Origin of the sequence: Parafrankia irregularis (assembly GCF_001536285.1) — a bacterium.
In the GTDB taxonomy this organism is placed as follows: Bacteria; Actinomycetota; Actinomycetes; order Frankiales; family Frankiaceae; genus Parafrankia; species Parafrankia irregularis.
Genome location: NZ_FAOZ01000004.1, coordinates 493,353 through 519,204, shown reverse-complemented (window position 1 = coordinate 519,204; position 25,852 = coordinate 493,353). Strand labels below are relative to the sequence as shown.

General features: G+C 70.0%; 19 protein-coding genes and 1 tRNA gene. 7 read left to right on the top strand and 13 right to left on the bottom strand.

The window, feature by feature from the left end; translation table 11 throughout:
* Positions 1 to 387: 387 nt before the first annotated feature.
* Entirely contained in the window at positions 388 to 1,323 is a 936-nt protein-coding gene (locus tag AWX74_RS09225) for a MurR/RpiR family transcriptional regulator (RefSeq protein WP_226931122.1), read from the bottom strand.
* 221 nt (positions 1,324 to 1,544) lie between these two features.
* On the opposite strand from AWX74_RS09225, the gene AWX74_RS09220 reads away from it, so the two are divergent.
* From AWX74_RS09220 to AWX74_RS09195, 6 genes are all read left to right on the top strand, one after another.
* Positions 1,545 to 2,783, top strand: coding sequence for an ABC transporter ATP-binding protein (locus AWX74_RS09220; RefSeq protein WP_242666143.1), 1,239 nt, complete (start codon positions 1,545 to 1,547; stop codon positions 2,781 to 2,783).
* 134 nt (positions 2,784 to 2,917) lie between these two features.
* Positions 2,918 to 4,297, top strand: coding sequence for an ABC transporter substrate-binding protein (locus AWX74_RS09215; protein ID WP_091273667.1), 1,380 nt, complete (start codon positions 2,918 to 2,920; stop codon positions 4,295 to 4,297).
* A 5-nt stretch (positions 4,298 to 4,302) separates the two neighbouring features.
* A complete protein-coding gene (locus AWX74_RS09210; RefSeq protein WP_091273798.1) occupies positions 4,303 to 5,274 on the top strand; it encodes a tyrosine-protein phosphatase in 972 nt (323 codons plus the stop codon).
* A gap of 137 nt (positions 5,275 to 5,411) precedes the next feature.
* On the top strand, positions 5,412 to 6,284 hold the full coding sequence (locus AWX74_RS09205; RefSeq protein WP_091273665.1) for a metallophosphoesterase: 873 nt from the start codon (positions 5,412 to 5,414) through the stop codon (positions 6,282 to 6,284).
* A 72-nt stretch (positions 6,285 to 6,356) separates the two neighbouring features.
* Positions 6,357 to 7,322 carry a carbohydrate ABC transporter permease gene (locus AWX74_RS09200; RefSeq protein WP_091273663.1) on the top strand — a complete coding sequence of 322 codons (966 nt, stop codon included), beginning with the start codon at positions 6,357 to 6,359 and terminating at the stop codon, positions 7,320 to 7,322.
* Positions 7,323 to 7,335: 13 nt separating this feature from the next.
* Complete coding sequence (locus AWX74_RS09195; RefSeq protein ID WP_091273661.1) at positions 7,336 to 8,334, top strand: carbohydrate ABC transporter permease; 999 nt, start codon at positions 7,336 to 7,338, stop codon at positions 8,332 to 8,334.
* Positions 8,335 to 8,398: 64 nt separating this feature from the next.
* On the opposite strand, the gene AWX74_RS09190 is transcribed toward AWX74_RS09195, so the two are convergent.
* Together AWX74_RS09190 and AWX74_RS09185 are read right to left on the bottom strand one after the other, a co-directional pair.
* A complete protein-coding gene (locus AWX74_RS09190; protein WP_091273659.1) occupies positions 8,399 to 9,607 on the bottom strand; it encodes an ABC transporter substrate-binding protein in 1,209 nt (402 codons plus the stop codon).
* 316 nt (positions 9,608 to 9,923) lie between these two features.
* Complete coding sequence (locus AWX74_RS09185) at positions 9,924 to 11,138, bottom strand: cytochrome P450 (protein ID WP_091273795.1); 1,215 nt, start codon at positions 11,136 to 11,138, stop codon at positions 9,924 to 9,926.
* 523 nt (positions 11,139 to 11,661) lie between these two features.
* Between AWX74_RS09185 and AWX74_RS09180 the strand changes: the two genes are divergently transcribed.
* Positions 11,662 to 12,486 carry a methyltransferase domain-containing protein gene (locus tag AWX74_RS09180; RefSeq protein WP_091273657.1) on the top strand — a complete coding sequence of 275 codons (825 nt, stop codon included), beginning with the start codon at positions 11,662 to 11,664 and terminating at the stop codon, positions 12,484 to 12,486.
* Between the two features lie 10 nt (positions 12,487 to 12,496).
* On the opposite strand, the gene AWX74_RS09175 is transcribed toward AWX74_RS09180, so the two are convergent.
* From AWX74_RS09175 to AWX74_RS09130, 10 genes are all read right to left on the bottom strand, one after another.
* On the bottom strand, positions 12,497 to 13,147 hold the full coding sequence (locus AWX74_RS09175) for an MOSC domain-containing protein (RefSeq protein ID WP_091273655.1): 651 nt from the start codon (positions 13,145 to 13,147) through the stop codon (positions 12,497 to 12,499).
* 72 nt (positions 13,148 to 13,219) lie between these two features.
* Entirely contained in the window at positions 13,220 to 13,471 is a 252-nt protein-coding gene (locus AWX74_RS09170; RefSeq protein ID WP_054569676.1) for a hypothetical protein, read from the bottom strand.
* Between the two features lie 684 nt (positions 13,472 to 14,155).
* Positions 14,156 to 14,228 (bottom strand) — tRNA-Lys (locus AWX74_RS09165).
* Between the two features lie 81 nt (positions 14,229 to 14,309).
* Positions 14,310 to 16,181, bottom strand: coding sequence for an ArnT family glycosyltransferase (locus AWX74_RS09160; RefSeq protein ID WP_091273652.1), 1,872 nt, complete (start codon positions 16,179 to 16,181; stop codon positions 14,310 to 14,312).
* Positions 16,178 to 17,905 carry a glycosyltransferase family 2 protein gene (locus AWX74_RS09155; RefSeq protein WP_091273650.1) on the bottom strand — a complete coding sequence of 576 codons (1,728 nt, stop codon included), beginning with the start codon at positions 17,903 to 17,905 and terminating at the stop codon, positions 16,178 to 16,180. The genes AWX74_RS09160 and AWX74_RS09155 overlap by 4 nt, the downstream gene beginning before the upstream one ends.
* Positions 17,895 to 18,680 (bottom strand): SCO family protein, encoded by a 786-nt coding sequence (locus AWX74_RS09150; RefSeq protein WP_091273791.1) that lies wholly within the window; start codon positions 18,678 to 18,680, stop codon positions 17,895 to 17,897. The genes AWX74_RS09155 and AWX74_RS09150 overlap by 11 nt, the downstream gene beginning before the upstream one ends.
* A 5-nt stretch (positions 18,681 to 18,685) precedes the next feature.
* Complete coding sequence (locus AWX74_RS09145; RefSeq protein WP_091273648.1) at positions 18,686 to 19,213, bottom strand: hypothetical protein; 528 nt, start codon at positions 19,211 to 19,213, stop codon at positions 18,686 to 18,688.
* A complete protein-coding gene (locus tag AWX74_RS09140) occupies positions 19,210 to 22,410 on the bottom strand; it encodes a PA14 domain-containing protein (RefSeq protein ID WP_091273646.1) in 3,201 nt (1,066 codons plus the stop codon). Before AWX74_RS09140 ends, AWX74_RS09145 begins: the two co-directional genes overlap by 4 nt.
* 3 nt (positions 22,411 to 22,413) lie before the next feature.
* Positions 22,414 to 23,841, bottom strand: a complete 1,428-nt coding sequence (locus tag AWX74_RS09135) for a glycosyltransferase (protein WP_091273788.1) — start codon at positions 23,839 to 23,841, stop codon at positions 22,414 to 22,416.
* Positions 23,842 to 24,846: 1,005 nt separating this feature from the next.
* On the bottom strand, positions 24,847 to 25,791 hold the full coding sequence (locus tag AWX74_RS09130; RefSeq protein ID WP_091273642.1) for an oxidoreductase: 945 nt from the start codon (positions 25,789 to 25,791) through the stop codon (positions 24,847 to 24,849).
* Positions 25,792 to 25,852: the final 61 nt, after the last annotated feature.

Genomic DNA, 25,852 nt, shown 5'->3' with positions numbered 1-25,852 from the left:
CAGGAACCGGCGGCGGTGGCGGTGGCGGCACTGGTGGCGGCGGTGGCGGCGGCGGCGGTGGCGGCGGTGGCGGTGGCGGTGGCGGCGGCGGTGGCGGCGGCGGCGGTGGCGTACCCGTTGCGGCTCCGGCGGCGTTGTCGGCCGTGCCCGGCGTTCCGTACTACACCGGCTGACCGGTTCCTCTCATCCAGAAGCCGTAAAGATCACCGGTACCGTTCAGGCGCCGGGCCCGGGGAAGGCAGTCCGGGCACTCCGCTGGAAACGCGGCCTGACCCCCGCGTCAGCACAGTCGCGTCGCGCCGCAGGGCGTGCGAATCCGAGTGGACATCCGTCCGACTCGCTTCGCACGCCCTGCGGCGCTGCTGTTCAGGCCGCGCCCCGCAGGTCTCAACGGGTGGTCCGTCGCCGTGGCGACGACGGGGCCTCGGTGCGCAGCTGGTGGTCGAGCACTTCCTTGATCGCGCCAGCGTTGTGGGCGGAGGCGTCCGCGGGAATCCGGAGCATCACCGCGAGCTGCAGTGCGTTCAGGAGCAGCAACGATGACAGTCTGCTGGCGATCGTCTCGCTGCCCAGGGGCAGACCTGGCGTTCCCACCACCAGTAGCACCGTCGCGAGTTCGGTGATCGGCCCCGCCGAGTAGCTCGTGATCGCGATCACCGGCGCTCCCGCGGCACGTGCCGCCTCGGCCGCCCGCAGAGTCGGCTCGTTCGCCCCGCTGCTGGTGATCACCATGCAGACATCGGTCGGGGCCAGCAGCCGGGCCGCGAGCGCCTGCGTGATCGAGTCGGTCGGGGCCTCGGCCGGTCGGCCGATGGTGATGAAGCGCAGCGCAGCGTCCTGAGCGACCGGCGCCGAGCCGCCGTTGCCGACGAGCAGCAGCCTGTTCGCGTGCACCAGCAGGTCGACCGCTGGCGCGAGCGCGCCGCGGTCCAGCGGCCCGAGGGCGTCGGTCAGCGCCTCCGCCGCGGTCGCGAAGACTGCGTCGACGACCCGCTCGGGCGGGTCGTCGGGGAGCGGTGCCCGCGCGTCACGCAGCGAGAGAGCCCCGGCCTGGCGGGCAAGCTCCAGCCTCATGTGCTGGAAGCCGCGGAATCCGAGGTGCTGGCAGGCGCGTACGACGGTCGCCGTCGACACTCCCGCCGCCGCGGCCAGCTCGGCGACCGACCACTGAACGACATCGTCCGGTTGGGCCAGGCACACCTCCGCCACTCGCCGTTCGCTGCGGATCAGCCCCGGCAGCGCGGCCTGGACGACGGCGAACAGCCCGCCGGGCAGCGGGGCCCCTGCCGGCGCGGTGGACGTGTCGTTCCCGGGTGTCGCCATGCAGCATTTCATACACGGCTCAGGCGACCCGGCGTACTGACGATCAAGATTTCCGTGACCAGAGCCGGGTGGATGCCTCTGACCTGCATCGTCGTGCAAGTTACCGCGCACGTTCCCCCGTCCGTCCCGGTTTGTTCACCTGGCTGGCCGACCCTTCCTCATGTAACAGCAAGCCATGACAGTTTCGAATCTTGAAACTGTGGTACACGAAGGGGGCCGGGGTGGCTGGGATCAGGATCGAGGGCCTTACCAGGCAGTTCGGGTCCGTTCACGCTGTCGAGGACATCTCGATGGAGATCGCCGATGGCGACTTCCTGGTGCTGCTCGGACCGAGCGGATGCGGCAAGACGACCCTGCTCCGGATGATCGCCGGCCTGATCGAGCCGACGGCGGGGCGCGTTCTGCTGGGAGACACCGACATCACCTACGCGCCAGCGCGGGACCGTGACCTGGCCATGGTGTTCCAGAGCTACGCGCTCTACCCCCATCTCACCGTCGAACGGAACATCGGCTTCCCGCTGCGCGCGGCCCGGCTGCCGAAACGGGAGATCGCCGAGCGGGTCCGCGAGGTCGCCGGCCAGCTGGAGCTCACCGCGCTACTGGGGCGACATCCCAAAGAGCTCTCCGGTGGGCAGCGGCAGCGAGTCGCCCTCGGCCGCGCGCTGGTGCGCAAACCGCAGGCGTTCCTCATGGACGAGCCGCTGTCCAACCTCGACGCCAAACTACGCACCGCGACCCGGACCGAGCTGTCGGCGCTGCACCACCGGCTCCGGTCGACGTTCGTCTACGTCACGCACGACCAGGTCGAGGCCATGACGATGGCGACCAGGGTCGCGCTGCTCGACGGCGGACGTCTCGAGCAGATCGGCACCCCGACCGAGGTGTACGACAATCCCGCCTCGGTGTTCGTCGCGGGCTTCCTCGGCTCACCGCCGATGAACCTGCTCTCGGCCCGGATCTCCGAACGCGCCGCCCGGCTGCGCGTGGCGGCCACGGACCTGGAGATCCCACTGTGGGCCGGCTCGGACGCCGCCCGGGACGTGACAGTCGGCCTGCGCCCGGAACACCTGCGGGTCGTCCGCGACGCCGATGGCTCGGCTGCGCCCGCCGACACAGCTACGCCAGCCGGGTCGAGCGCGCCGGCCGAATCGGCCGAGCGGGCACGGCTGCGGGGGGTCGTCACCGGCGTCGAGAACCTCGGCGGTGAGGAAGTCGCGTGGTGTGAGATCGGCGGTCAGCCGGTCGCGCTGCGCGGGCCGCGCCCGGTCGGGTTGCGCCGGGGCGACGCCGTCACGCTCACCGTCGACCTCGGCCAGGTGCACCTCTTCGACCGCACCAGCGGCCGCCGCCTCGCCTGGCAGCCCACCCCGGACGACGCCAGCCCGCGGCACACGCCGAGTACACGGCACACGCCGAGTACACGGCACCTGCCGCAGCGGCCCGTCGCCGCCGCGGTCTGACGCGGGCCGCCAGGCCGCCAGGCCGCCGAGACGCCGGGCCGCGCTTCCCCGCGATCACCGTTTCCCGTTCGCCCTGTTCATCCCGTTCGTTCATCATCCTTCATTCGCCACGCCATCATGCAGAGGAGCATCACGTGGCCAGACCACGCCTGTCGCTCGCCGCGGCCGGCATCGCGCTCGTCGCGCTGACCGCCGGGGCCTGCGCGACGTCGTCCTCACCCGCCGCCTCGACGACGGACGCCGCCGGATCCACCAGCACGATTCCCGAGCTCTCCGCGGACCAGAAGGTCTCGATCGTCTTCGAGAGCTACAACCTGACGTCCACCGGCACCTGGAAGCCTGCGATCGAGGGCCTGCTCGCCGAGTTCCAGAAGGAACACCCCAACATCACGGTCAGGGCACAGCCGCCACAGGGCGCCAGCCAGACCGACATCGTCGGAAGCATCAAGAACCAGGCGCTTGCCGGCAATCCACCGGACGTCGCCCAGGTCACCTTCAACGCGCTCAGCTTCGCCGCCACCAGCCTGGGCGCCCAGCCCATCGACACGCTGGTCGGCAAGGACGCCGTCCAGGAGAACTTCGAGGGTGACCACCCCTTCGCCGAGTCCGCGCGCACGCTCGGTGACGTCAACGGGCACACCTACGCGGTTCCGTACGTCTTCTCCACCCCGGTGCTCTGGTACAACGCGAACCTGTTCCGGCAGGCCGGGCTCGACCCGGATAAGCCCCCGACGACCTGGGCCGAGGTGAAGACGGCGGCGACGGCCATCAGGGAGAAGACCGGCAAGGGCGGTGTACTGATCGACTGCCTGACGAAGTCCGCCGGTGACTGGTGCTTCCAGTCGCTGGTGCTCTCCAACGGCGGCCGGGTGCTCTCCGAGGACGGCACGAAGCTGACGTTCGCCGAGTCGGGGGCCGTCGGAGCCGTCCAGATGGCGGCCGACCTGGTCAAGGCGGGTGTGAGCCCGAACCTGTCGCAGGCGCAGGCGTTCGAGACGTTCGGTCGCGGTGACCTCGGCATGCTTCTGGAGACGAGCGCCGTCCAGGGACTGTTCATTCAGCAGGCCCAGGCCGGTGGCTGGGAGCTGCGGTCGGCGGCCGAGCCCGGCTTCGGCTCGAAGGCCGCGGTGCCGACGAACTCCGGCTCCGGCCTGACGATCCTCTCGACCGACCCGGCCAAGCAGCGGGCCGGCTGGGAGCTCATCAAGTTCCTCACCAGCGACCGTGCCTACACCGTGATCTCGTCGAAGATCGGCTACCTGCCGCTGCGGCCGAGCCTCGTCGACGACCCGGCCACGCTCAAGGACTGGGCCGACAAGAACCCCCTGATCAAGCCGAACCTCGAGCAGCTGACCCGGCTCAAGCCGTGGGTCTCCTTCCCCGGTGACGACTACCAGCAGATCGGCGACCTGATGATGACCGCGGTCGAAAGCGCGGTCTACGGCGGCAAGGACGCGAAGTCCACCCTGGCCGAGGCCCAGCGTCAGGCCGACGATCTCCTCCCAACAAAGTGAGCGAGATGACCATCGACACCGTTGGGAACACCGAGGTCGCCGAGAGCACCGAAACCGTCGAGGTCGCTGAGAGCACCGAGGTCACTGAGAGCGCCGAGAGCGCCGAGAGCGCCGAGAGCGCCCGACGCGGGCTTGAGCTGCCCGGTTCGGTCAACCTGCGTGACGTCGGCGGCTACCGCGCCGCGGACGGGCGCCGGGTGCGCTGGCGCACGCTGCTGCGCTGCGGCGCGATGCACGCCCTGACCGACACCGCCCGGGCCCGGTTCGCCCAGCTCGGCCTGCGCTCGGTCGTCGACCTGCGGGAAGCCGGCGAGCGCGCGCAGGAACCGGACGCGCTGGGGCAGCTCCCGGCCCGCTCGGTCTGGGTACCGATCTACACGGTTCCCCCGGCGGACGCCGCCCCGACGGACGCCGCCTCCGCGACGGCCCAGGCCAACACGGCACAGGCAGCCGCCGCCACCCCGGGCGCCGCGGCCGCGGCCGGCGCCAACGCGGCGATGGACGTCCTGCGCGGCGCCGGCGCCGCCGTCAGCCTGCAGGCGATCTACGACTTCGCCGTGGACAACCGCGGCGACCGGCTCACCGCCGCGGTGCTCGCCCTGGCCGAACCCGGTGCGCTGCCCGGCATCGTGCACTGCAGCGCCGGCAAGGACCGGACGGGAATGGTCGTCGCGATGGTCCTCGACCTGTGCGGGGTGCCGGACGAGACCATCGCCGCCGACTTCGCGCTGACGGCCCGCTACCTGCGGGAGGAGGCGATCGCCGCGGTGCGGCAGCTGGCCGGGGCCGGCGCCGGCGCCGGCCCCGGCGACCTCCCGACGGACGTGATGGCCTGCCCGCCCCAGCTCATCCTCGACACGCTGGCGCGCATCCGGGCCCGGCACGGCGACGTCCGCGGCTACCTGCTGGCGCACGGCGCGACCCCGCAGGCCCTCGACCGCCTGGTCGAGGCACTGCTGACCGACGACAACCGGTGACCGACAGCAGCCGATAGCCGACAACAGCCGGTGACCGACGACAACCGGTGACCGACGATGTTTCAACGGCCTGACGCCTCTCCCGCGCAGGTCTCCCCGCGCAGACCTCGACTCCGCCTCGCACGGAAGGCCGAACCATGTTCCTGATTCCCGAGCCGCAGAAGCTCACCCACACCGTGATCCAGATCAGCGACACCCACATCGTGCCCGAGGGCTCGCTGATGATGGGCAAGGTCGACACCCACGCCAACCTGGTCGCCGCGCTGGAGCAGGTGGAGAAGTCCGGCGTCCAGGTGGACGCACTGCTGCTCACCGGCGACCTCGCCGACAAGGGCGAGCTCGACGCCTACCGCCGTCTGCGGGACACCGTCGAGCCCGTCGCCGAGCGGATCGGCGCGCCGGTGCTCTACGTGATGGGCAACCACGACAGCCGCGGGCCGTTCCGCGAAGGGCTGCTCGGCGCCGAGCCGACCGCCGACACCCCGCACGACTACGTGCACTGGGCGGGTGACCTGCGCATCATCGTTCTCGACAGCACCGAGCCGGACGAGCACGCCGGCCTGCTCTCCGACGCGCAGCTGGGCTGGCTCGCCGACGAGCTCGCCACCGCCGCGCCCGCGGGCACGGTGCTCGCCCTGCACCACCCGCCGGTGCCCTCGCCCGTCGAGATGCTCAACGGGATGATCCTCAGCCAGTCGGCCGAGCTCGCCGACGTCCTGCGCGGCAGCGACGTCAAGATCGTGGTCTGCGGGCACGCGCACCACGCCTCCGCCGGGAGCATCGGCGGGGTGCCGGTGTGGGTCGCCGGCGCGACCGCCTACAGTGCGCGCACCCTTGGCCCCGCCGACCAGTTCGCCGGCCTGACCGGCGGTTTCTACACCCGGCTGGACGTCTTCCCGCTCGGTGCCGTCGCGACCTCGGTGCCGGTCGACCCGGGTGCCGCGGTCTACGAGATGAACCTGGCCGACATGGCCGAGCTTGCCGAGGAGTACGGGCTCACCTCCGCCTGATCCAGTCGTCCGGGCACCGCTGACGCGGTGGAGAAGACCGAGGAAACAAGCGGAGAGTAAGGAGCATGACCCGTGTTCGTCGAAGCCGCGCTGACCGCGGCGACGGCGGCGCCCACGAGCCCGGCCGGGTCGGGCCAGGTCTCGGCCACCCGGCCGGGCCTGGCCCACCGGCTACGCGGCGCCGCACCGCCCTATCTCTACCTGCTCCCGGCGCTGGCCTGCCTGGTGCTGTGGACCTACAAGCCGCTGGTCGAGGCGGCGCAGCTGTCCGTCTACCACTGGAACCTGCTGCCCACCTCGCCGAAGACCTACGTGGGGCTTGCGAACTTCCAGCGGGTTCTGCAGCTCCCGCAGCTTCGCGGCGCGGCGCTGAACACGCTCTGGTACGTCCTCGGTCTGCTGCCGTTCTCCATCGTGCTGCCCACGGTGATCGCGCTGGTCACCCGCCGGCTGGGAGAACGCAGCCGGACGGCCTACCGCGCGATGGTCTTCGTCCCGATGCTGGTCGCGCCGGTGGCGACCGCGGCCGTGTGGCGCTGGCTGTATGACCCGTCCGGGCTGTTGAACCGCCTGTTCGGGCTGGGCGATCACAACTGGCTGCGGGAGGAGTCGACGGCGCTGCCGGCGGTGCTCGCGATCTGCGCCTGGCAGATGCTCGGATTCGCGGTGCTCGTCGTGTCGGCGGGGCTGTCCGGAATCAGCCCCGACTACGCCGAGGCCGCCGAGATGGACGGGGCGTCCCGCTGGCAGATCCTGCGCTGGATCACGCTGCCGCTGCTGCGGCCGACCCTGCTGTTCATGCTGTTGATGACGGTGCTGTTGTCAGGCCAGTGGACCTTCCCGCTGATCGACGTGCTCACCCAGGGTGGCCCGGCGGACAGCACGACCAACGTCTACTACCTGCTGTGGGAGTTCGGCTTCCGCAGCATGGACTCCGGCCTGGCCTCCGCCGCCGGGCTCGTGTTCTTCGGCTGCTTCGGTCTGCTCGCCGCCGGACTGGTGAAGCTCGCTGACCGCTTCAGCTTCCATGACGACTGAGGAACTCCGCGAAATGAGCATCTCCGAGCCCCTCGCCGCACCCTCCGCCTCGGCTGGCACAGCCGCTCGCTCGGCAGCTGCCCCTTCTTCGGCTACCCCTTCTTCGGCTGGCGCTGCCACGGAGGGCGCAGCTGCCGCGGTCTCCTGCTCGGCGGGGGCGGGCACGGAGGAGACGGGAGGCGGCGCCGCGGCCGGGACCTCGCGGCGGCGCTGGCTGCCGGCATCCGGCCGCCATCTGCTGATGACCGTGCTGAGCGTGTTCAGCCTGTTCCCCATCTACTGGATGTTCGCCAGCTCGTTCCGGCGCCCCGGCGACGTCAACGACAACTCGCTGTTCCCGTGGCCGCTGAGCCTGGAGAACTATCGGATCGTCTTCGATTCCCTGGACGTCGGAACCCTGCTCGCGAACACCTTTGTGATCGCCGCGGTGACCGCCGTGGGCCAGCTCCTCGTCTGCCTGCTGGCCGCCTACGCGTTCGCCGCGTGGGATTTCCGCGGGAAAGGGCTGCTGTTCCTGCTCTTCGTCGCCACCTGGCTGGTGCCGTTCCAGGTGACGATGGTTTCGAACTACCTGGTGCTGTCGAACATCGGGCTGCTCAACACCCTCGCCGGCGTGATCGTGCCCAACCTGTGCTCGGCGCTGGCCGTGCTGATGCTCCGCCAGCACATGCAGGCCTTTCCCCGCGAGCTGCTCGACGCGGCCAAGATGGACGGACGCGGGTCCTGGACGACGTTGTGGACCGTGGTGATCCCGAACCTGCGCCCGGTTCTCGCCTCGCTGTCGATCCTGCTGTTCATCACGGCCTGGAACGACTATCTGTGGCCCGCGCTCGTGCTGCCCCGCGCGAACTCGGTGGTGCAGCTGGGCATCCGCAGCTTCCTGGGCGCCGAAGGCGACGCCTGGGGCGCGATCATGGCGGCGTCCGGGCTGGCCTGCCTGCCCATCTTCGCCATCTACCTGGTGATGCAGCGGCAGGTCATCGACGCGTTCGTCCGCTCCGGGCTGCGCTGACCCGCGGCCGATGCCCGGTGCGGCCGACAGCGACGTCGGCCGCACCGGGACGCGCGAGTAGCAGTTACTGGCCGGCCGTACCGTCGTGACACAGGCGCTCGTTGACGAGCTCGAACGCGGACCCCGCCGCGTTGATCTGCACGAAGGACATGCAGGGCGCCGGCTGCGTCGCGTTGGTGGCGAAGTCGACCGTCTCGATCAGGCCGCCCGCGTTGTACTGGTGCACCTGCCTGAGGCCGGTTATGAAACTCTCCCGGGTGGGGCAGTCACCCGCGACCTCCAGCCCCTTCACGAACATGTCGGCGTAGATGTAGCCCCACATGGCCCACTGCTGGTCCGACTGGGTCTCGGGCGAAAAGGTCGCCATCGCCTTCCGGTAGGTGTCAATGGCGGCGTCGGGCGACTCGAACGGGCGGAAGTGCACGTCGAACGAGACGCCGGCCAGCTTCTGGCCCAGCGACTGGAGCACCGTCTGGTCATAGCCGGTGAGCGAGATCGTCGCCTTGAGCGGCATGCCGATGTCCCGCGCCGCGCCGATCAGGTTGGCGAGGTCCGTGGGAACGGTGAAGCCGATCAGCGCGTCGACGCCGACGTCCTTCAGCCTGCCCATGATCTGGGTCGGACTGTCCACGCTCGCCACATAGGGCGTCATGTCCGTGGTGTCCAGCCCGATCGCCGCGAACGCCCGCAGGTACTTCTGCGCGGCCTGCGTCGTGGACTCGGCCGTGCCCGTCATCACGAAGCCGACCTTCGTGGCGCCGGCGTTCATGAAATACCGGCCGATGGCCGTCGGATCCGAGATGTAGCTGTAGGCGAAGAGATTGTTGTAGGACGACCACGACGGCAGCGCGAACCCCACGACGGGAACGCCGTCCTTCTGCAGCCCGTCCAGCGCGCCGGTCAGCGCCGTGGTGATGGGAAGAATACCGAAGACGGACTCCTTCTGGACGAGCTCGTTGGCGGCTCTGACGCTCTCCTCCGGCTGGCTTGCGTCGTCCCGCCAGGTGTACTCGATGTCGCGCCCGTGGACGCCGCCGTTTGCGTTGGCAAGCCTGAATCTTGCGTTCACGCCCGCACGGGCGGACGAGAAGGCATCGCTGCCGCTCCCCGAATCCGAAATGACGACGCCGGCCTCGACCTTGTCCGCGGTGACACCGGGACTGCTGCAGGACGCCTCCGGAGCACTCGTGTCGGACGACCCGCCACAGCCCGCCACCACAGCCAACAGGGCACCCACCACAACAGTTCGTAAAATCCTTGTTGCTTTGTTCATGGTCGTTTGCTCTCCGAGACGAACACCGCAATCGGCAGTGGAGCCAACCCCCCGGTCGCCGCAGAGAAGGCCCCTTCCTCGAATGCGTGGCACAGCCGCTCCGCAGCCATCAATGCCCGCCCGGCTTTTGGTGCAGCCCGCATGCTAATACGCCGCCTGCACCTCGTAGTCAGCCGCACCTGGCAGGACGGCGGTGGGCGGTGAGGCCGGCCGGCTCCCTCGTGGCTCGGCCCTGGCAAACCTCAGGCCTGGCAAACCTCAGGCCTGGCGAGGCGAGGCTCAGGCCTGGCGAGGCGAGGCTCAGGCCTGGCGAGGCTCAGGCCCGAAGGCGGACCGGGAGCGTGTCCAGGCCGTGGATGGCGACCGTGTCACGCCAGACAGGCTCGTCGGTCAGTGCCAGGCCGGGCGCACGGCGCAGGAGGGTGTCGATCGCGATCTCGGTCTCCAGCCGGCCGAGGTGCGCGCCGAGGCAGTAGTGCGGCCCACCGCTGAACGACAGGTGGCGCGGCGCCGGGGCCCGGCCGGCGAACCGGGTGATGTCCAGGCGGTCCGGGTCGATGTACACGGCCGGGTCGCGGTTCGCGGCCGCGGTCAGGATGACGATGCCGTCGCCGCGGGCGAACGTGTGCCCGGCGACCTCGCGTTCGGCCAAGGCCACCCGGTGGGTGAACTGCACCGGTGGCTCGTACCGCAGCAGCTCGTCGACGGCGGGTGCCGCCAGATCCGGGTCGGCGAGCCACCGCTGAACCTGGTCGGGGTTGCGCAGCAGGGCGACGATGCTCTTGCCGATCACATCCGAGATCGTCTCGTAGCCGCCGATCAGCAGCCCGACGGCGAGCCCGAGCGGCTCGCGACCGCCGTTCAGCTGGCCTTCGTCCTGGGCCGCACACAGCCCGGTCAGTATGTCGTCGCGCGGATCGACGCGCCGCCGGGCGAGCAGCGCGGCGAAGTAGGCCTCGAACTCCGCCATGGCCGCCGGCCTGCGAGCCAGGCTCTCGGGAGTCTGCAGGATGTCCGGGTCCGTACCGCGGACGATCTCCAACGACCACTTCTGGACCATGGTGTGGTCCTCACGCGGAATACCGAGCAGGTCTCCGATGATGGTCAGCGGCAGCGGACGCGCGAACGCCTCCATCAGGTCAACCTCACCGGCCTCGATCGCCGCGTCGAGCAGCCTGTTGACGAGGTTCTCGATCCGATCGCGGATTCCGGCCGTGGTGCGCGGCATGAAGGCGCTCTTGACCAGGCCTCTCACCCGGGTGTGGTTCGGCGGATCCATTCGCAGCATCGACCCGGGAACGTCGTCGGGATCGACGCCCGGCCGGAACGGGTTTATGCCGTCCTCGTATCCGTGCCCCCACAGCGGGTCCGCGAAGACCGCCGCGCACTCCCGGTAACGGGTCGCCATGAGGATGTCCGGCCGCAGCGGGTAGAGCGCCGTGTACTCACGGACGGCCGCGTACCGGGGGTAGGGGTTCGACCGGTGCGCCGGGTGGAAGGCGTCGAAGACAACCTGCGGAGCAGTGGACACGTCCACGTCCTCTCTCGGAGCATCCTCCGCCGACCGGTTCCGGCGGCACATTCCCGGGATCAGAGCCGTCATCCTTCCAGCGCGCCGAGCACTGGTCACACTGGTTCTCCCTACCCGACAGGGAAACCTATGAGCCAATAGGAAGCACGGATCGTCGAGGAGGGATTCGCGAGACACGAAAGAATACGCGGAGGAATCCCAGCCACCCTGGAGCCGATCACGGAATCCCGGGCTTCGGGCATCTGCCGACACCACTACCCCTGAGCAAGAAGTGAGGATTTCGGCCGCCGAAACAACCGAAATTCTCACTTCTTGCGGATCGCAAAACGACTTTATCTCCCTTTTGCCCTATTGGCGTGGATTGTTGTGGCTGTACGGTGGTGCGGGATCGCGGTGGGTCGCCGTGCGGCGGGTGGGCGCGGACCGCCAGGTCGACGTTACTGGCCCCGGATCCGCCACACTGCGGGATTTTGCTCCATGCAGGCCCTGATCAGCGAATCAACCGACCAACAGGTGCGAGTCGATGACGGAAAAGGCTCAGTCGTCCTCCTACGTTCTGGACCAGGCGCATCCGGACGAGCGATCACGCCTCGAGGCGATGGCGCACATGTGGGATCCGGGCACGATGCGGCTGGTGGCCGGCCTGGGGATCGGGCCGGGGCACCGCTGCCTCGAGGCCGGAGCAGGCACCGGCTCGGTTGCCCGAGCCCTCGCCGGGGTTGTGGGCCCGGCCGGCCAGGTTCTCGCCGTCGACCGTGACACCCGCTTCCTCGACCAGCTGCCACCGCAGGTCGAGGTCCGGCGGATGGACGTCATGGTGGACGACCTGCCCCGCCGCAGCTTCGACCTCGTCCACGCACGGCTTCTGGTCGCGCACCTCCACCCCCACCCGGTCGCGCTGCGGCGGCTCGCGGAGGCAGTCGCGCCGGGTGGCTGGCTGCTGGTCGAGGAGGTCGACTGGACCTGCGCCGACCTCCTCGTCCCAGCCGCACCGGTGCACACGGCGATGATCCGGGCCCTGCAGAAGGTCATGGGCGGTGCGGCCGGTGGCGAGGCGGCCGGCTTCGACGCGACCTACGGGCGCCGGCTGCTCGGCGATGTGCTCAGCCTGGGGCTCACCGACGAGTCGGCGCAGTACCAGGGCGTCCAGACCCGCGGCGGCACCGATTCGTGGCTCGCCTGGCGGCTGCTCGTGGAACGGTTCCAGCGGGACATCGTCGCCGCGGGTCTGCTGACCGAGGGCGAGGTCGACGCGTGGTGGGCCGTCAGCCGTGACGAAAGCCGCCTCGTCGTGAGCGTGCCGATGTTCGCGGCCTGGGCGCGCCGACCGCGGCTCGACACGCCCTGAGGCCGATCGCCTATGCGGACGTACGCCTGCGGGCCCGGTCCTTGCTCTCCTCCGGCAGCGCGTCGGCGACCAGCAGCCGCGGCAGCAGTTCCGGTTCACGTGTCATCGCACGGAAGACGAGCGCGACTGTGACGTCGTGGTCAGGCCGGTGCACGACCTCGACCGGATCACCGGCGCGGATGTCTCCGGGCTCGATCACACGAAGGTAGGCGCCGGGCAGTGTCGCCTGCGTGAACCTCCGGATCCAGCCGTCCCGCTCCAGCCAGCCCTGGAACGTCCCGCACGGGATCCGCGCGCACGACACCTCGAGGACGACGTCCGGCCCGACGCGCCAACGTTCACCGATCAGGGCGGCGTTGACGTCGAGGCCGGCTGTCGTGAGGTTCTCCCCGAAGACGCCGTTCGCGAGCGGCCGGCCCAGCTCGGCCTCCCACCCGTCGAGATCCTCACGGGCGTAGGCGTAGACGGCCTGGTCGGTGCCACCGTGATGCTTCACGTCATAGACCCGGTCGCCGACGAGCCCGACCGCTCCGGTGCCCTTGGGGCCGGGGGCGGTGACGGCGACCGGGCCGGCGACGGGCCGCTTGTCGATACCGGTCGAACCGTGGCCCTTCCAGAGGTTGGGGCGGGGCCTGCCGACGTTGACGGAGAGCACCTTCACGGAGCCAACGCTACGGCTGTCACACCCGGAGGTCGACGCGCCTTCCCTACCAGCGGCCCCTGCTACTGCCGCCTAGGCTTCCTGCGACTGGCCGCGGAGACGTCGCTGCGCATTCCAGGCATCCACCGTCGAACGGCGCCAGCGCGGGCGGCGACGGTGGACGGGCTTGTCGTCATCCGGCTCGTCCGGGGCCGGCGCGGTTCCGTCCGCGACCTCGGCACGCCACGACGACGCCGTCAGGCGCAGGTGATTGGCCACCTCGATAACGGTCATCAGCGGGTCGGCGTCCATCTGGCCATGGTGCCGGGCGAAGCCGCCCATCATGGAGCATCACCCACCCACAGGTGGTCTGGCGTCGTCACAGCCGACAGTTCCGAGTTCGGCAGAGCTACCGGCCTGAGCTACCAGAGCTGGACGGCCTGACCGCGGCGACTCGAGCTGAATGCAGTGGCGCTGATCAGGAGGTCACGCGGAGGGGTTGCGTGGGGAGAACCTGCCGCCGGACTGGCCCTGGGCTCGCGTCCGTGTCGATGCCCCACGGTTACCGGAACGCGGCGGACGGCGCTGTGTGGCGGTGAAGGTCGGTTTCGCCTGGCCCGAGGGGCGACGGTCGGCCGGCCCGGATCCAGATCCGGGCTCCGTCGCGTCCGGAGCGTCGGGATGGGTCTCGCCGAAGTCGGGCGCCTGGAAGAGGTTGTTGGTCAGCGGCGGCAGTACCTGGCGCGGCCGGGGTTGTGTCGTGTCCGGTGCGGAGAACTGAGCAGTGGGTATAGCGATGAGAATCTCACTTTCGGGATGGGGACGCCGGTCGACGGCCCGCCTGCTGATCGAAGGTGCGTTTTTGGATCAGGGATGCTCGTCACAGCCGCTATGCGGAGAAAATGGCCCGGCTACGGCAGGATCCGCGGGTGCCGCGAGATCGGATCCGCAAGTTCCCGGGGCCGGGAGAGATCGAACCACAAGACCCCAGGAAACCCTTGGCAAATGCGCGGAAACCACCTTGCGACGTGGGCCGTCAGGGACTCGAACCCTGAACTCACCGGTTAAAAGCCGGATGCTCTGCCAATTGAGCTAACGGCCCTGCTCTCCAGCCATGATACCGAACGGCGGAGCTGCGGGGATGCTGGGCGGGCCAGTGCCACCTCCCGGCGCCCGCCGGGGGTCACCCCCCGGCGGCCGGCGCGGTGCACCGGGCCCCTCGTGGTGTCCGGTCGGTGCAGGTGGGCGGGATCACCTTGCGAATCATGACCTCGCCGTCACCGAACGAGGCGACGACCTCGGAGTGCTCGATCGCTTCGGCGACCGTGGGGAGCGTCTCCAGCGTGGTCGGGGTCAGATCGCCCAGAATCACATAGTCGATGTCGGACCAGCCGTTCGGGACGGTGCGCCGGACAGCCGGGTCGAGGTCGAGCTTGTAGAACCAGACGGGCACCGGATCCATCCCGGCCACCACGAGGTCCGTCCAGATGTTGTCGTCGGTGATGACGATCTGCCCCCTCTCGTAGTGGTCGATGAACCACTGCGTCGCCTCCCGGCTGGGGGCACCGGCGTCCTCGGTGATGGCGTCGCGCAACAGCGGCGCCCACCGGGGCGGAATGGTCAGCACGCCCAGGGCCAGGACGCTGGCGACCGCGGCGGCGCGCACCCAGAACCCGACCCGCCGGCGACCGCCGACCGGCCCTCCGCCGTCGGCCGCCGTGCGCGAATCAGACCCGCTCTGGTTCGGCGCGGGCCTGCTCGGTTCGGGACGGCCGCGCTGGGCCGGGATGGCGCCGGTCAGCCAGGACGGTGCCTTCGGCACCACCCGCCGGCGTCCGGGGTTCCGGGCACCCAGCACGACCAGGGGACGAATACCGCGCGACGGCGCGACCACGTCGAGCAGGCCCGCCGCGCAGATCGCGGCGAAGGGCAGCATCGACGTCACGTACGCATAGGGCATGTAGCCGTTTCGCGCCATGAAGACGATCTGCATCAGCAGAAGGAACGCGACGGCGCGGAACCGGCGTACCGCGACCAGCAGGACGACCGCCGCGACCGCCCCGGCACCGAGCAGATAGGGATCCATTCCGAGCCAGAGATCGGCGATGCCGCGAGTGCCGCTGTCGGGATCGAGCACGCTGCCGCTGGGGGTCCGGTCGAGCAGCTGCCATTTGACCGCCCACCACAGCGATACGTGGCCTTCGCCTTCGAACAGCTCGTTCTTGGTGACGGCGTACAGGATGTAGATGCCGGCGATGCCGGAGAGGAAACCGAGGAAGTTGCGCCGCGCGAACCGCCAGTTCCGATGGTCCCGGTTCTGCCAGAGCAGCAGGTAGACCCCCGGTAGCAGGACGAGGCTGGTCTCCTTCGACCAGAACGCGAACGCCATGAAGATGCCGGCCCGGGTGGCCGCGCCGACGCTGCGGTCCGGTGAGGCCACGCAGACCAGGGCGGCAAGCACCCACAGCGTGGAGATGTTGTCCAGGAACGCCATCCGCTGGTACCAGATGGCGAGCGGGGAGACGGAGAAGAGCACGACCGCCAGTGCCGCGAAGAACCGCCGCATGCCGAGGCGCCGACTCAGCATGTACAGGAGCACGCAGCTGGCGACGTGCACCCAGAGCATGGCCTCGCGGGCCGCGGTGACGGCGGTCGCGGTCCGGTCGAAGGCCTGGGTCAGGGTGGTGTAGGAGGCGATGAACAGCCATCCGCCGAACGGGTGATCGTACCAGTAGGAGTAGTGGGAGATCTGGCCCCAGCGCTCGATCGCGAACGCCTGGGCGGCGTAGGTGCCCTCGTCCTCGTTGACGCGGCCGGGCCAGCCGTCGAAGTTGATGCCGTGCAGCAGTCCCGCGCCGACGGCGAGGGCGAGGACGAGCACGACCCCGGTCCGGTGCGCGCGGGCAGCGGTCGCGGCCCGGCGTACCAGCCGTCCCACCGCGTCCCGCACACCGGCCAGAGCGCCCTCCCGCGGCACGGGCTGCGCGGGCAGCGCAGGGCTTTCGGCCACCAGCGCGGCCGGGGCGGTGCCGTCAGGAAGGCTGGTGGTGGTCACGAGACACCTTCGAGTCCGCGGGGCGCGAGATCACGTTCGCGGGAGTTGGGATCCCGCGGGGTGGGCACGATGTGGTGCGCGCCGAGATGGGTGGTCTTCTCCCACTCGAGCTGACCGCGCAGCAGCCGGATGGTGGCTCGCAGCGCGGCGGCCGAGAGCACCAGCTGGTAGAACGGCGCGCCGATGACGAGACGCACGCTGTCCAGCCAGGTCGAGCGCAGGCGATAGGAACGGCGGAACTCCCCGAAGGCGGCCTGCTCGGCGACGACGAGCATCACCGCGATCCCGAGCGGCAGCCAGTAGAGCAGCACCAGGACGACCGGCGCGCGCAGCACGAAGATCAGGATCAGCGAGGTGGGCAGCAGCAGGCCGGCGAGGGCCTGGAAGAACGGCATGGCCAGCATCTCGATCGCGAGCAGCCGCTGCCGCAGCGTCGGCAGGTCACGCCAGTCGCCCTTCAGCAGCACCTGGATGAAGCCGAGCATCCAGCGGCTGCGCTGCACCACCAGCTTCTGCAGGCTCTCCGGTGTCTCCTCCCTGGTGGTCAGCGCCGGGTGGTAGAAGACCAGCGTCCGCACACCACGCGCCGACGAGCGGATCCCCAGGTCGCAGTCCTCGGTGAGGGCGGTGGCGTCCCAGCCTCCGAGGGCGGTGAGGACGTCGCGGCGGACGAACACCGTGTTGCCGCCGAGCGGGATGAGCCGCGCCTGTGCCTGGAAGCGAAGCCGGGACATGAACCAGACGTAGTACTCGAGGCAGTTGCGGACCCGCCACCACGAGGTCCCCTCGTTGCACCAGGTGAGGAACCGGGCGATCAGCGCCTTCGGTCCGCGCCGGCCACTCCGGCCGCGCCGCTGCGGTTCCGCGGAACCGTCACCGAGATCGCCCGCAGGCGGTTCCGCGGAACCGCCACCGGATGTGCCATCCCGCCCGCGGGCCGCCCGAATGTTCATGAGCTGAACCCCGCCCTGGATGATGCCGACGTCCGGGTGGCGCACGGCGATCGTGTTGACGTGGCCGAGCAGACCGGCGGCGATCAGCGACTCGGCGTCGACGACGCCGATGAGGTCGCCGTGGCAGTAGGGCCGGGCGTCCTCGAGCGAGATGGGCTTGCTGCGCCGGTCACCGCGCGGTGCGATCACCTCGACGCAGGGATACCGGTCCGCGTACGACTGGGCGATCTCGCGGGTCTCCCGGTCGATCTCGTCCTCGGAGACGACCACCAGGATCTGCAGCAGCTCGTGCGGGTAGTCACCGGCGAGGATCTGTTGCAGCGTCCGGCCGAGAACGGGCTCGTCCCGCGCCGGCACGATGAGGGAGATCGGTACCTGGGGTGGCTCCTGGTCGGTGAGATCGACGTGGTCCACCCGCTCCGGGCGCTGCCAGGCGAACTGGGTGCGGCTCAGGGTGAGGGCCGCCACGATAAACATGATCAGCGACACCGCCGACCAGGCCGCCACGACGAACCCGGTGGGCCCCAGCCTGATCGCCGCCCAGACGATGACCAGGCCGAGGGCGGCGAACAGCAGCCAGACCCGCGGCCGTGGCCGCAGCCGGTGCCGCGCTGGACGCGGGAGGGCGGCGCGGCGGGAGTCAGCCCGACGGGAGTCGGCACCGTGAGAGTCGGCACCGTGAGAGTCGGCACCGCCCGACGTCGCCGGCTCCGGCGGCGATGACCGCGGCTGCGGCGGCGATGAAGACGGTACCTCGTGGTCAACGTGCATCAACGAGCTCCGGGAGATCTGCGGCGTAGTCGGTGACGGTCGCGTTCGCGAAGTAGAGGACCCGCAGCCGGTCGTCGGCGCCGTAGCCGGCGACCTGGGCGGCGTGCGCGACGCTGTAGTCCGCGGTTGGCGCCGCGCTGGGCGCCAGGCTGGGACGGATCGCCAGCGGGATACCCACGGCACGCTGGGCGGCGTCGATCTCTGCGAGGTCGCCGGTCAGCCCGATGAACGTGCTGTCGAACTGGTCGAGCCAGCGCCGGAGCACGGCCGGGGTGTCGCGGGCCGGGTCGGTGGTGACGAAGACCGTCCGCACCGCGTCGGCGATCCGGGTGGGGACCAGCGTGCGGGCGGCGGCGATGTCGGCCATCGTCGTCGGGCAGACGTCCGGGCAGTTCGTGAAGCCGAAGAACAGCAGCACCGGTCGGCCCGCGGTCGCGGTGGTGAACACGAACGGCGCCCCGGACGTGTCCGTGAGGGTGAACGACGGCTTCGGGCGGGCGTTCGGCGGAACCGTCCCGTGCCATCCTGGGCCCGACGCCGGGCGGGCCGTTACCGCGGCGCCGGTGGTTTCCCCGGCATCCGCCAGCCTGGTCGAGGTGGCCCCGGTGGCCGGAGTGGCCGAGGTGGCCTTGGCCGAGGCGCTGTCGGTGCCGCAGCCGGCCGCGAGCGGGGCGAGGGCGCCGAGGAACGCCACCGCGAGCAGGTCCCGCCGCTTCGGATCACGTCTCGGATCACGTCTCGGATCACGCACCGACGCGGGCGCTGGATCACGCATCGACGTCACGCGCAGACCACATCGCCGGGGCCGGCCTGGCGTCCCGCGCCGGCCAGTTCGAGGGTGTCCGCGCCGACGATCCGCAGCGGGGCCAAGCCGACGTCCCGCAGGAAGCCACAGTCGAGCGTCCGGCCGGCCGGGGCCACCCTAGGGACACAGAAGGTGCGGGTGTCGCTGGCGTCGACGTAGTTACGGTCGCAGCCGTCGACGCCCGGAGGCACCGGCGACGGGCTGCCGTTGCCGCGCGGCAGGACCCGGCCGCTCAGCTCCGGGTTGCCCAGCGGCGTGGGCAGCCGTACCACCGGAATCCCCACAGGATCGCGGGCGGCGGTGGTCGCGGTGGCGGCGGGATCCGTCGCCGGCCTGCCGCCCGCCGCCTGGCCGGTGCCCGGCGACCCGCCGCCGGCCAGCAGCAGGCCGGCCGTGATCCCACCGGCCACCAGCACCGCCGTGCCGAGGGCCAGCAGGACGCGCGGGCTCGGGCGCGGGCCCGAGCGCAGCCGTCGGAGCCGGATCCGGTCGAGCCGGCTCATCCGACGTGCACCCATCGGGCCACCGACGGGACACCGGACGAGTCCTGGACGAACAGCATGTAGTAGCCGGGTGGCACCAGGTTGGGGTTCGTCGGCATCTCGACCGAGATCGACGTGCCCGTGCCGGTGATCGGCAGGTCGACGCTGCGCTGGTTCGGGTCGGACGAATGGGTGACCGAGGACGGACGGATCAGCGTGGCGCGGCCGATGCCACCGCTGACCGTCAGGTCGTAGTTGCCGCCGTAGTCGAACTGGGCCGGGGCGTCGGAAATGGTCGGACGTGCACGGTTCATGTACCACGGCGAGTACACGGAGATACCGAGGTCGAAAGAGCCGTCCGACGGGTTGTTACCGATTGCCGCGACCCGGCCGTCGGGCAGCAGGAAGGCCGACGAGTGGTACATCCGGTTGAGCGGGTCGGCCGGCATCGGGGTGAACGTGTTCGTCACCGGGTCGTACATGGATGCCTCGTGCACGGCGTACTCGTTGTAGTTGTGTTTCGCGCCGCCGGTCTCGAAGACCTTGCCGTCGGGCAGGATCACCGGGCTGACATACATCTTCCCGGCGGCGAGATCCGGGCCCGCCGTCCACGACGGGTCGGGGGCGCTGAGATCGATGATGTCGGTCTTCGCGGTCGGGTCCAGCGGGCTGTACGAGTTCCCGCCGCCCAGCGTCATCACCTTCTGGGCCTGCGCCGGGGGCAGCAGAACGGTGCCGCCCTGGTCACGGAAGTCGATGTCGCGCAGCCCGGCGACCTCGGTGATCGTGCCGGCGTCCAGGTCGTAGATCTCCGAGCCGGACGTCCCGGGCAGCGCGTTGCCGAACGTGTGCGTGCCGGCGTAGAACAGGCGCCCGTCCGACATCAGGATCATGTTCGGGTAGAGGCCCCAGTAGGAGTAGGTCTGCTGGACCTCGTTGAGCTGCTTCCAGCGCTGCGCGCTGTCGTCCCACATCTCGACCGAGACGTTGCCCGAACCGGTCTCGTTGAGGCCGCCGGTGGCGAAGACGTCCCCGTTGCCGAGGTTGACCAGGCTCGGGTACCAGTGCCCGCCGCCGGGCATGTCCCCGACGATCTCGTAGGTGCCGGCGATCGGGTCGAAGATGTAGGTGACGTCCAGGCCGTAGTAGTTCTCGGTCGGCGTCGGGTAGGCCCTGGTGCCGCCGGCGAGCAGGATCCGCCCGTCGGAAAGCTGGGTGTGACCGACGCAGAACAGGTCGTCCGCGGTGGGGACGTCCGCGAAGGCACCGGTGTTCGGGTTCCACACCTTGGACGTCAGGACGCCGTTCTCGAAGTTCTGCTGGTTGTTGCCGGAGCCGGCCACCAGCAGCACGTTCCCGGTGCGCAGAACAGTCGCGTGAATGGATCGGACGGGTGCCTCGTAGGGCAGCACCGTCCACGAGCCCTGGCAGTTCGAGGTGCAGCCGCCGGGCGGCGGTGCGGGCAGCGGGCCGGGTGCGCCGCCACCGGTGTAGCTGGCCCGGACGAGACCACCGCCGTCGCCCTGGTAGTACTCCACCCGCACGGTGTGCACGCCCTCGGTGACGGGGACGGTCGCGGTGAAGGTCGTCGGCCCCTGGGCCCGCCACTCGTCGATGACCTTGGTGTTGTCGAGCCACACCCGCACCCCGTCGTCGGCGGTGGCGGAGATGGTCGTCGTCCCGCCGCGGAACCGGTCGGTGCGCAGCCACCGGGCGGAGAAGTTGTAGCCGCCGAGGCCCCCCACACCCGGGCCGGTCTCACCGAAGTCGTAGCTCAGCGGAGCCTCGCACCGCTCGGCGACCGGAGCACCGGCGAGCGTTCTGTTGTTGAAGTAGGCCGCGGACCACTCGATCGACGTACACGCCGACACACCGGTCTCGACGGTCGTGGTGTAGCCGGCGCGGACCAGCGCGCCGCCGCCCTTCTCGTAGTACTCGACCTTGATGGTGTGCGTGCCGGCGGTGACGTCGACGGTCTCCGAGTAGGGCTCCGGACCCTGGTCACGCCATTCGTCGATGACCAGGGTGTTGTCGAGCCACACCCGGATCCCGTCGTCGGCGGTGGCGTTGAACGTCACCTGACCGGCCTGGAAGGTGTCGGTCCGGGTCCAGCGCGCCGAGAAGTTGTCCGCCCCGATACCGGGCAGGCCGGGCGTGCCCTCCCCCCAGTCGTGGTCGACCGCGTCCTCGCAGCGCTGCGCGACCGCGTTGCCGGCGAGCGCGGTGCCCGCGAAGTAGGACGCCGACCACTGGGTGGCCTGGCACACCGAGGCCGGCGGTGGCGCGCCCGCGTAGCTGACCCGGGCGACCGCTCCCCCGCCGGCCTCGTAGTACTCGACCTTGATCGTGTGCTCACCCGCGGTGACCGCGGGGACGGTCCCGGTGAACGTCGGCGTGCCCTGGTCGCGCCATTCGTCGATGACCAGGGTGTTGTCGAGCCACACCCGGATCCCGTCGTCGGCGGTGGCGGTGAAGGTCACCGGCCCCGCCTCGAAGGTGTCGGTCCGGATCCAGCGCACCGAGAAGTTGTCCACCCCGAGCGTGCCGACCCCTGGCGCGCCGGCGCCCCAGTCGTGGTTGACGGCCGTCTCGCACTGCAGGGTCGGGGTGCCCGACAGGGTCCGCCCGGCATAGTAGGCGGCCGACCACTGGTCAGGCTCACACGACGCCGTCGGTGGCGGGCCACCGGACCAGTCGAAGGCCACGACGGATCCGGCGCCGTGCTGGTAATACTCGACGACCACCTGGTGCTGACCGGCCGTGATGTGCGGCTCGGCTGTGTAGGCGGTCGGCCCCTGGTCCACCCAGCCGTTGATGACGGTCGTGCCGTCGAGGATCACCCGGATCCCGTCGTCGGCCACGCCGGTGAAGGTGTAGGTGCCCTCGGCGGGGAAGGTGACGGTCTGCGTCCACCGCACCGAGAAGTTCTCCGTGCCCAGGCCGCCGATGCCGGGGCCCTGGTCCGTCCAGGTGAAGTAGATCTCGCTGTCGCAGCGTGAGCCGGCAGGTGTGCCGGTCAGGCTGGTGCCCTCGTAGTAGTCCGCGGCCCACTGTCCGGCCGGGCAGGTGATCGCGTTCGCCGAGGGCGCCACCAGCAGCAGCGCACCGAGGTCGACCAGCGCGAACACCAACACGGCCACCAGGATTCGGCGACGCCGGCGAGCCGGGCCGCGACGGGCCCGGGCTCGCTTCGGTCGGCGCAGATCAGCTGCTGACACAGGTCACTCCACCCCTGGGTTCTCGATCTGCGGCCGCAGATCGACCACACCGCCGGTCGGTGCGCAGACCGGTGCCGACACCGGTGCCGACACCGACGCGGGAAGCAGCGAACTGGTCGCGGCGGTCCTGGCCATCGGCACCGACGCCTGCGCTGGCGGCGACTCTCCTCGAGGGTCGGCGTCGAACGAGCGCGGCCGGTAGATCGTCCGGTCGACCACGAAATATCTGGCAACCACGGCCACGGCGAGAGTGATCAGCATGGACAGGCCGACCCCGAGGCCCCAGCCGTCGACGAGCAGCGTCAGCAGCGGGAGCCGCAGGACCAGGTCCGCGTTGTTGATGAGGAGAAACGGCAGGAACCGACGCAGTGGAACCCGCTCAGGACCATGCCAGACCAGCAACTCGCATCCGACGAAGTTCCAGACAATCGCCACCTGGGTGCCGACCGTCGCCGCGACCAGATAGTTCAGACCGGCCGCGTGGTGGAGCAGCCAGGTTGTGGCCAGGTTCGGGAGCAGCCCGGAGATACCGATGAGCGCGAAGCGGGCCGGGCGCGGCACCCGCAGCGCGAACAGCCTGCGGAGAAAGCGCACACCCTGGGTGAGCGAGGCATTGGATGCACCGGCCTGCCGCTCGCCGAACTCGTAGGCGATTTCCCGCACCCGCAGCTTCCGGGCCGAGACCAGCAGCTCAAGGAGGATCTTGTAGCCGTCCGGGCGTAGTGCGTCGACATCGAACGCCTGCACCCGCAGCAGGAAGAATCCGCTCATGACGTCGGAAACGCCTCGCAGCCGCCGCGGAAACACCAGCCGTGAGACGCGGTTCGACCCGGAGGAGATCAGCCTGCGGCCTTTTCCGGCCAGGCCGTTCGCGCTGCCGCCGTCGACGTACCGGCTGCCGACGACGACATCCGCGCGCTGTTCCCGCGCGGTGGCCAGCAGTTCGGGAACAGTCTCCGGCGGGTGCTGGAGGTCGCCGTCCATGACCACCACGTAGGCCGCGGCGCACATCCGAATGCCCTCGCACACGGCGCCGCCGAGACCCCCGTGGCGCTCCTGTGGAGCCCGGTGCAGCACGCGCACCGGGATTCCGCAGCTGCGGCGCGCGACCTCGATGGCTGCCGGAGTCTCGTCGTCGGAATCGTCGACGAAGATGACTTCGCAGGTCAGGCCGGCGAGTGCGGCATCGAGCCGGCGCAGCAGCGGGTCGACGTTGAGGGCCTCGTTCCGGGTGGGCACGATGACCGAGACAGCCGGCGGCCCGGCTGTCGAGGGCGTCACCGCACCTCCAGCCGCGGCGGCAACGGAGATCGGGGCCGGTGACGGTGTCACCGCGGTCGGGGATTCCGGGCGGCGCGGCGGTGGCAGCAGACTCGCCACATCGACGTCGCCGACGTCGCCGCGGTCAGATGCGCCAGGTCTGCTCGTCACGGCGCTCCACGCCCCGCGCCCCCGGCCTCCGACACCGACACCCGCTCCGACACCGACACCGGCGCCGGCGCCGGCGCCGGCCAGACCTTCGCGGACACGCTGGCACGGGTTGTTCTCGGCATCGCGACAGGGCACGCCGCGCTTTCATTTCCGGAACGCCCGTATGGCTTCATGGGCAGCATGAACCGATCCCCCAGTCGGCGACATGTCAAAAAGAGCCATGAATTTGTAGACACAGCTGCCCTGAAACCCCGTTCGGACTAGGTTTCATATGAGGACATACTGCGTTTACTTGCTTCAGAAGACGGGCATACGGCATCGGGCCGGGGCGGCCTCATCAGAGGCGGGCACCACCCGGAAGCAGCACTGTTCAGAGCACGAGGCCGGCCGGCCGCGCAAATGAAATCGCGGAGCACGATGCATGACCTCATACCGCACAGACTCCGCCGCCTGTGACTTGGCTGGCGTCAAACGCAGAACCCCCCGGATCGGCAGTGGCGCCTTCTGGCCCTTGAGCCATCGCGACTGTAGCACGCCTTCCACCGAATATCCGACCGTTCCCAGCCGAGCAGTGATGTCGGCAACATCTACGCCGATCGACTGACATGGCAGTTCATTAATATTGGACTCAGGACGATGCCACTAATATCGACAATCGTCGGGCTGCAACGTCCCTTATGACCCCTATTGACACCTTCGGCGACGGCGACGTCCACCGGCCCCCCTCGAAGAAGAAGGCACACCGCCACCAAAACCAGTGATCATCTGGTCACCAACCGCGCCCACACGCGGACACACCGGGACGCCGACACGCCTGAAGGCCGGGCCGCGGATCGTTCACGCCCACGACAGCTGGCCACCGGACAACGCGCTGCATTCGGCCCCCACGGCAGGCCTGGGGGTGGCTGGCAGCCCGCACCGGCGATGGCCCACACCCGGGATCGGGCGAGGGCGCAAGCCCGGTGATCGAAAAGCCACGGGCCCACGGGGCCACCCGGCTGCCCCTCAGAGCGAGATGGCCACTTCCGTCATCCGCTCCGAGGCCTCCCACAGCCGCTTCGCGGCCTCCTCGTCGTGCGACGCCGCGTTGGACTTCACCACAACCGGGTGACCGGTCATCTTCAGCAGCCCCGACGGCCCGTAGTACTCGCCGCCCTTGGCCTCCGGATCCGACGCCGCACGCAGGATGGGGAGACTGCCCTTGACAGCCGAATGCACGATGGGGTTGGGGATGCTGTCGATGAACCGCTTGATCCGCCGCTTGATCGGCGTGTCACCCCGGCCACCGACGTCGGTGTTCGCACCGCCGGGATGCGCGGCGAGGGAGATCGTCGACGTCTTCCCCGCCGCGTCGAGCCGGCGCTGAAGCTCATAGGAGAACATCAGGTTCGCGAGCTTCGATCGGCCGTAGGCCCGCAGCGGCTTGTAGTTCCGCTTGTAGGCGAGGTCCTCGAAGTCGATCTTCCCCATCCGGTGCCCGTTGCTGCCGACCGTCACGATGCGGCCGGAGTCGGCGGCCAGCACGGCGTCCAGCAGAAGCCCGGTAAAGGCGAAGTGGCCCAGATGGTTGATGCCGAAATGCTGCTCGAAGCCGTCCTCTGTCTGACCGTGCGGCAGCAGGATCACACCGGCGTTGTTGATGAGCAGGTCGATGACCGGGTGCTCACTGACCAGCGCTTCGGCCGCCTTGCGGACGGACGTGAGCGAGTTGAGGTCCATCTGTAGCACGGAGACTTCCGCCTCGGGGGCGGCGGCCACGATCTTCTCCTTGGCGCCCAGCGCCTTGGCCTCGTTGCGGCACGCCATGACGACGGTCGCCCCGTTGACGGCGAGCAGTCTGGCGGCCTCGAAGCCGATTCCGGTGTTGGAGCCGGTGACAACGGCCGTCTTCCCGGTCAGGTCCGGCACATCGGCCACACCCCAGCGCCGCCGCTTCAGCCCACCTGCCATGACGACCTCCGCGACCGCGATCCCGCCGGAGCAGGAAGCTCCCCGACCATGTGAAGCCAGG

Excerpts from the sequence above, each read along its gene's own strand:
- AWX74_RS09225 (WP_226931122.1), bottom strand. The coding sequence starts at position 1,323 with ATGGCGACACCCGGGAACGACACGTCCACCGCGCCGGCAGGGGCCCCG.
- AWX74_RS09210 (WP_091273798.1), top strand. The coding sequence starts at position 4,303 with ATGACCATCGACACCGTTGGGAACACCGAGGTCGCCGAGAGCACCGAA.
- AWX74_RS09205 (WP_091273665.1), top strand. The coding sequence starts at position 5,412 with ATGTTCCTGATTCCCGAGCCGCAGAAGCTCACCCACACCGTGATCCAG.
- AWX74_RS09195 (WP_091273661.1), top strand. The coding sequence starts at position 7,336 with ATGAGCATCTCCGAGCCCCTCGCCGCACCCTCCGCCTCGGCTGGCACA.
- AWX74_RS09190 (WP_091273659.1), bottom strand. The coding sequence starts at position 9,607 with ATGAACAAAGCAACAAGGATTTTACGAACTGTTGTGGTGGGTGCCCTG.
- AWX74_RS09180 (WP_091273657.1), top strand. The coding sequence starts at position 11,662 with ATGACGGAAAAGGCTCAGTCGTCCTCCTACGTTCTGGACCAGGCGCAT.
- AWX74_RS09170 (WP_054569676.1), bottom strand. The coding sequence starts at position 13,471 with ATGATGGGCGGCTTCGCCCGGCACCATGGCCAGATGGACGCCGACCCG.
- AWX74_RS09155 (WP_091273650.1), bottom strand. The coding sequence starts at position 17,905 with ATGCACGTTGACCACGAGGTACCGTCTTCATCGCCGCCGCAGCCGCGG.
- AWX74_RS09150 (WP_091273791.1), bottom strand. The coding sequence starts at position 18,680 with ATGCGTGATCCAGCGCCCGCGTCGGTGCGTGATCCGAGACGTGATCCG.
- AWX74_RS09145 (WP_091273648.1), bottom strand. The coding sequence starts at position 19,213 with ATGAGCCGGCTCGACCGGATCCGGCTCCGACGGCTGCGCTCGGGCCCG.
- AWX74_RS09130 (WP_091273642.1), bottom strand. The coding sequence starts at position 25,791 with ATGGCAGGTGGGCTGAAGCGGCGGCGCTGGGGTGTGGCCGATGTGCCG.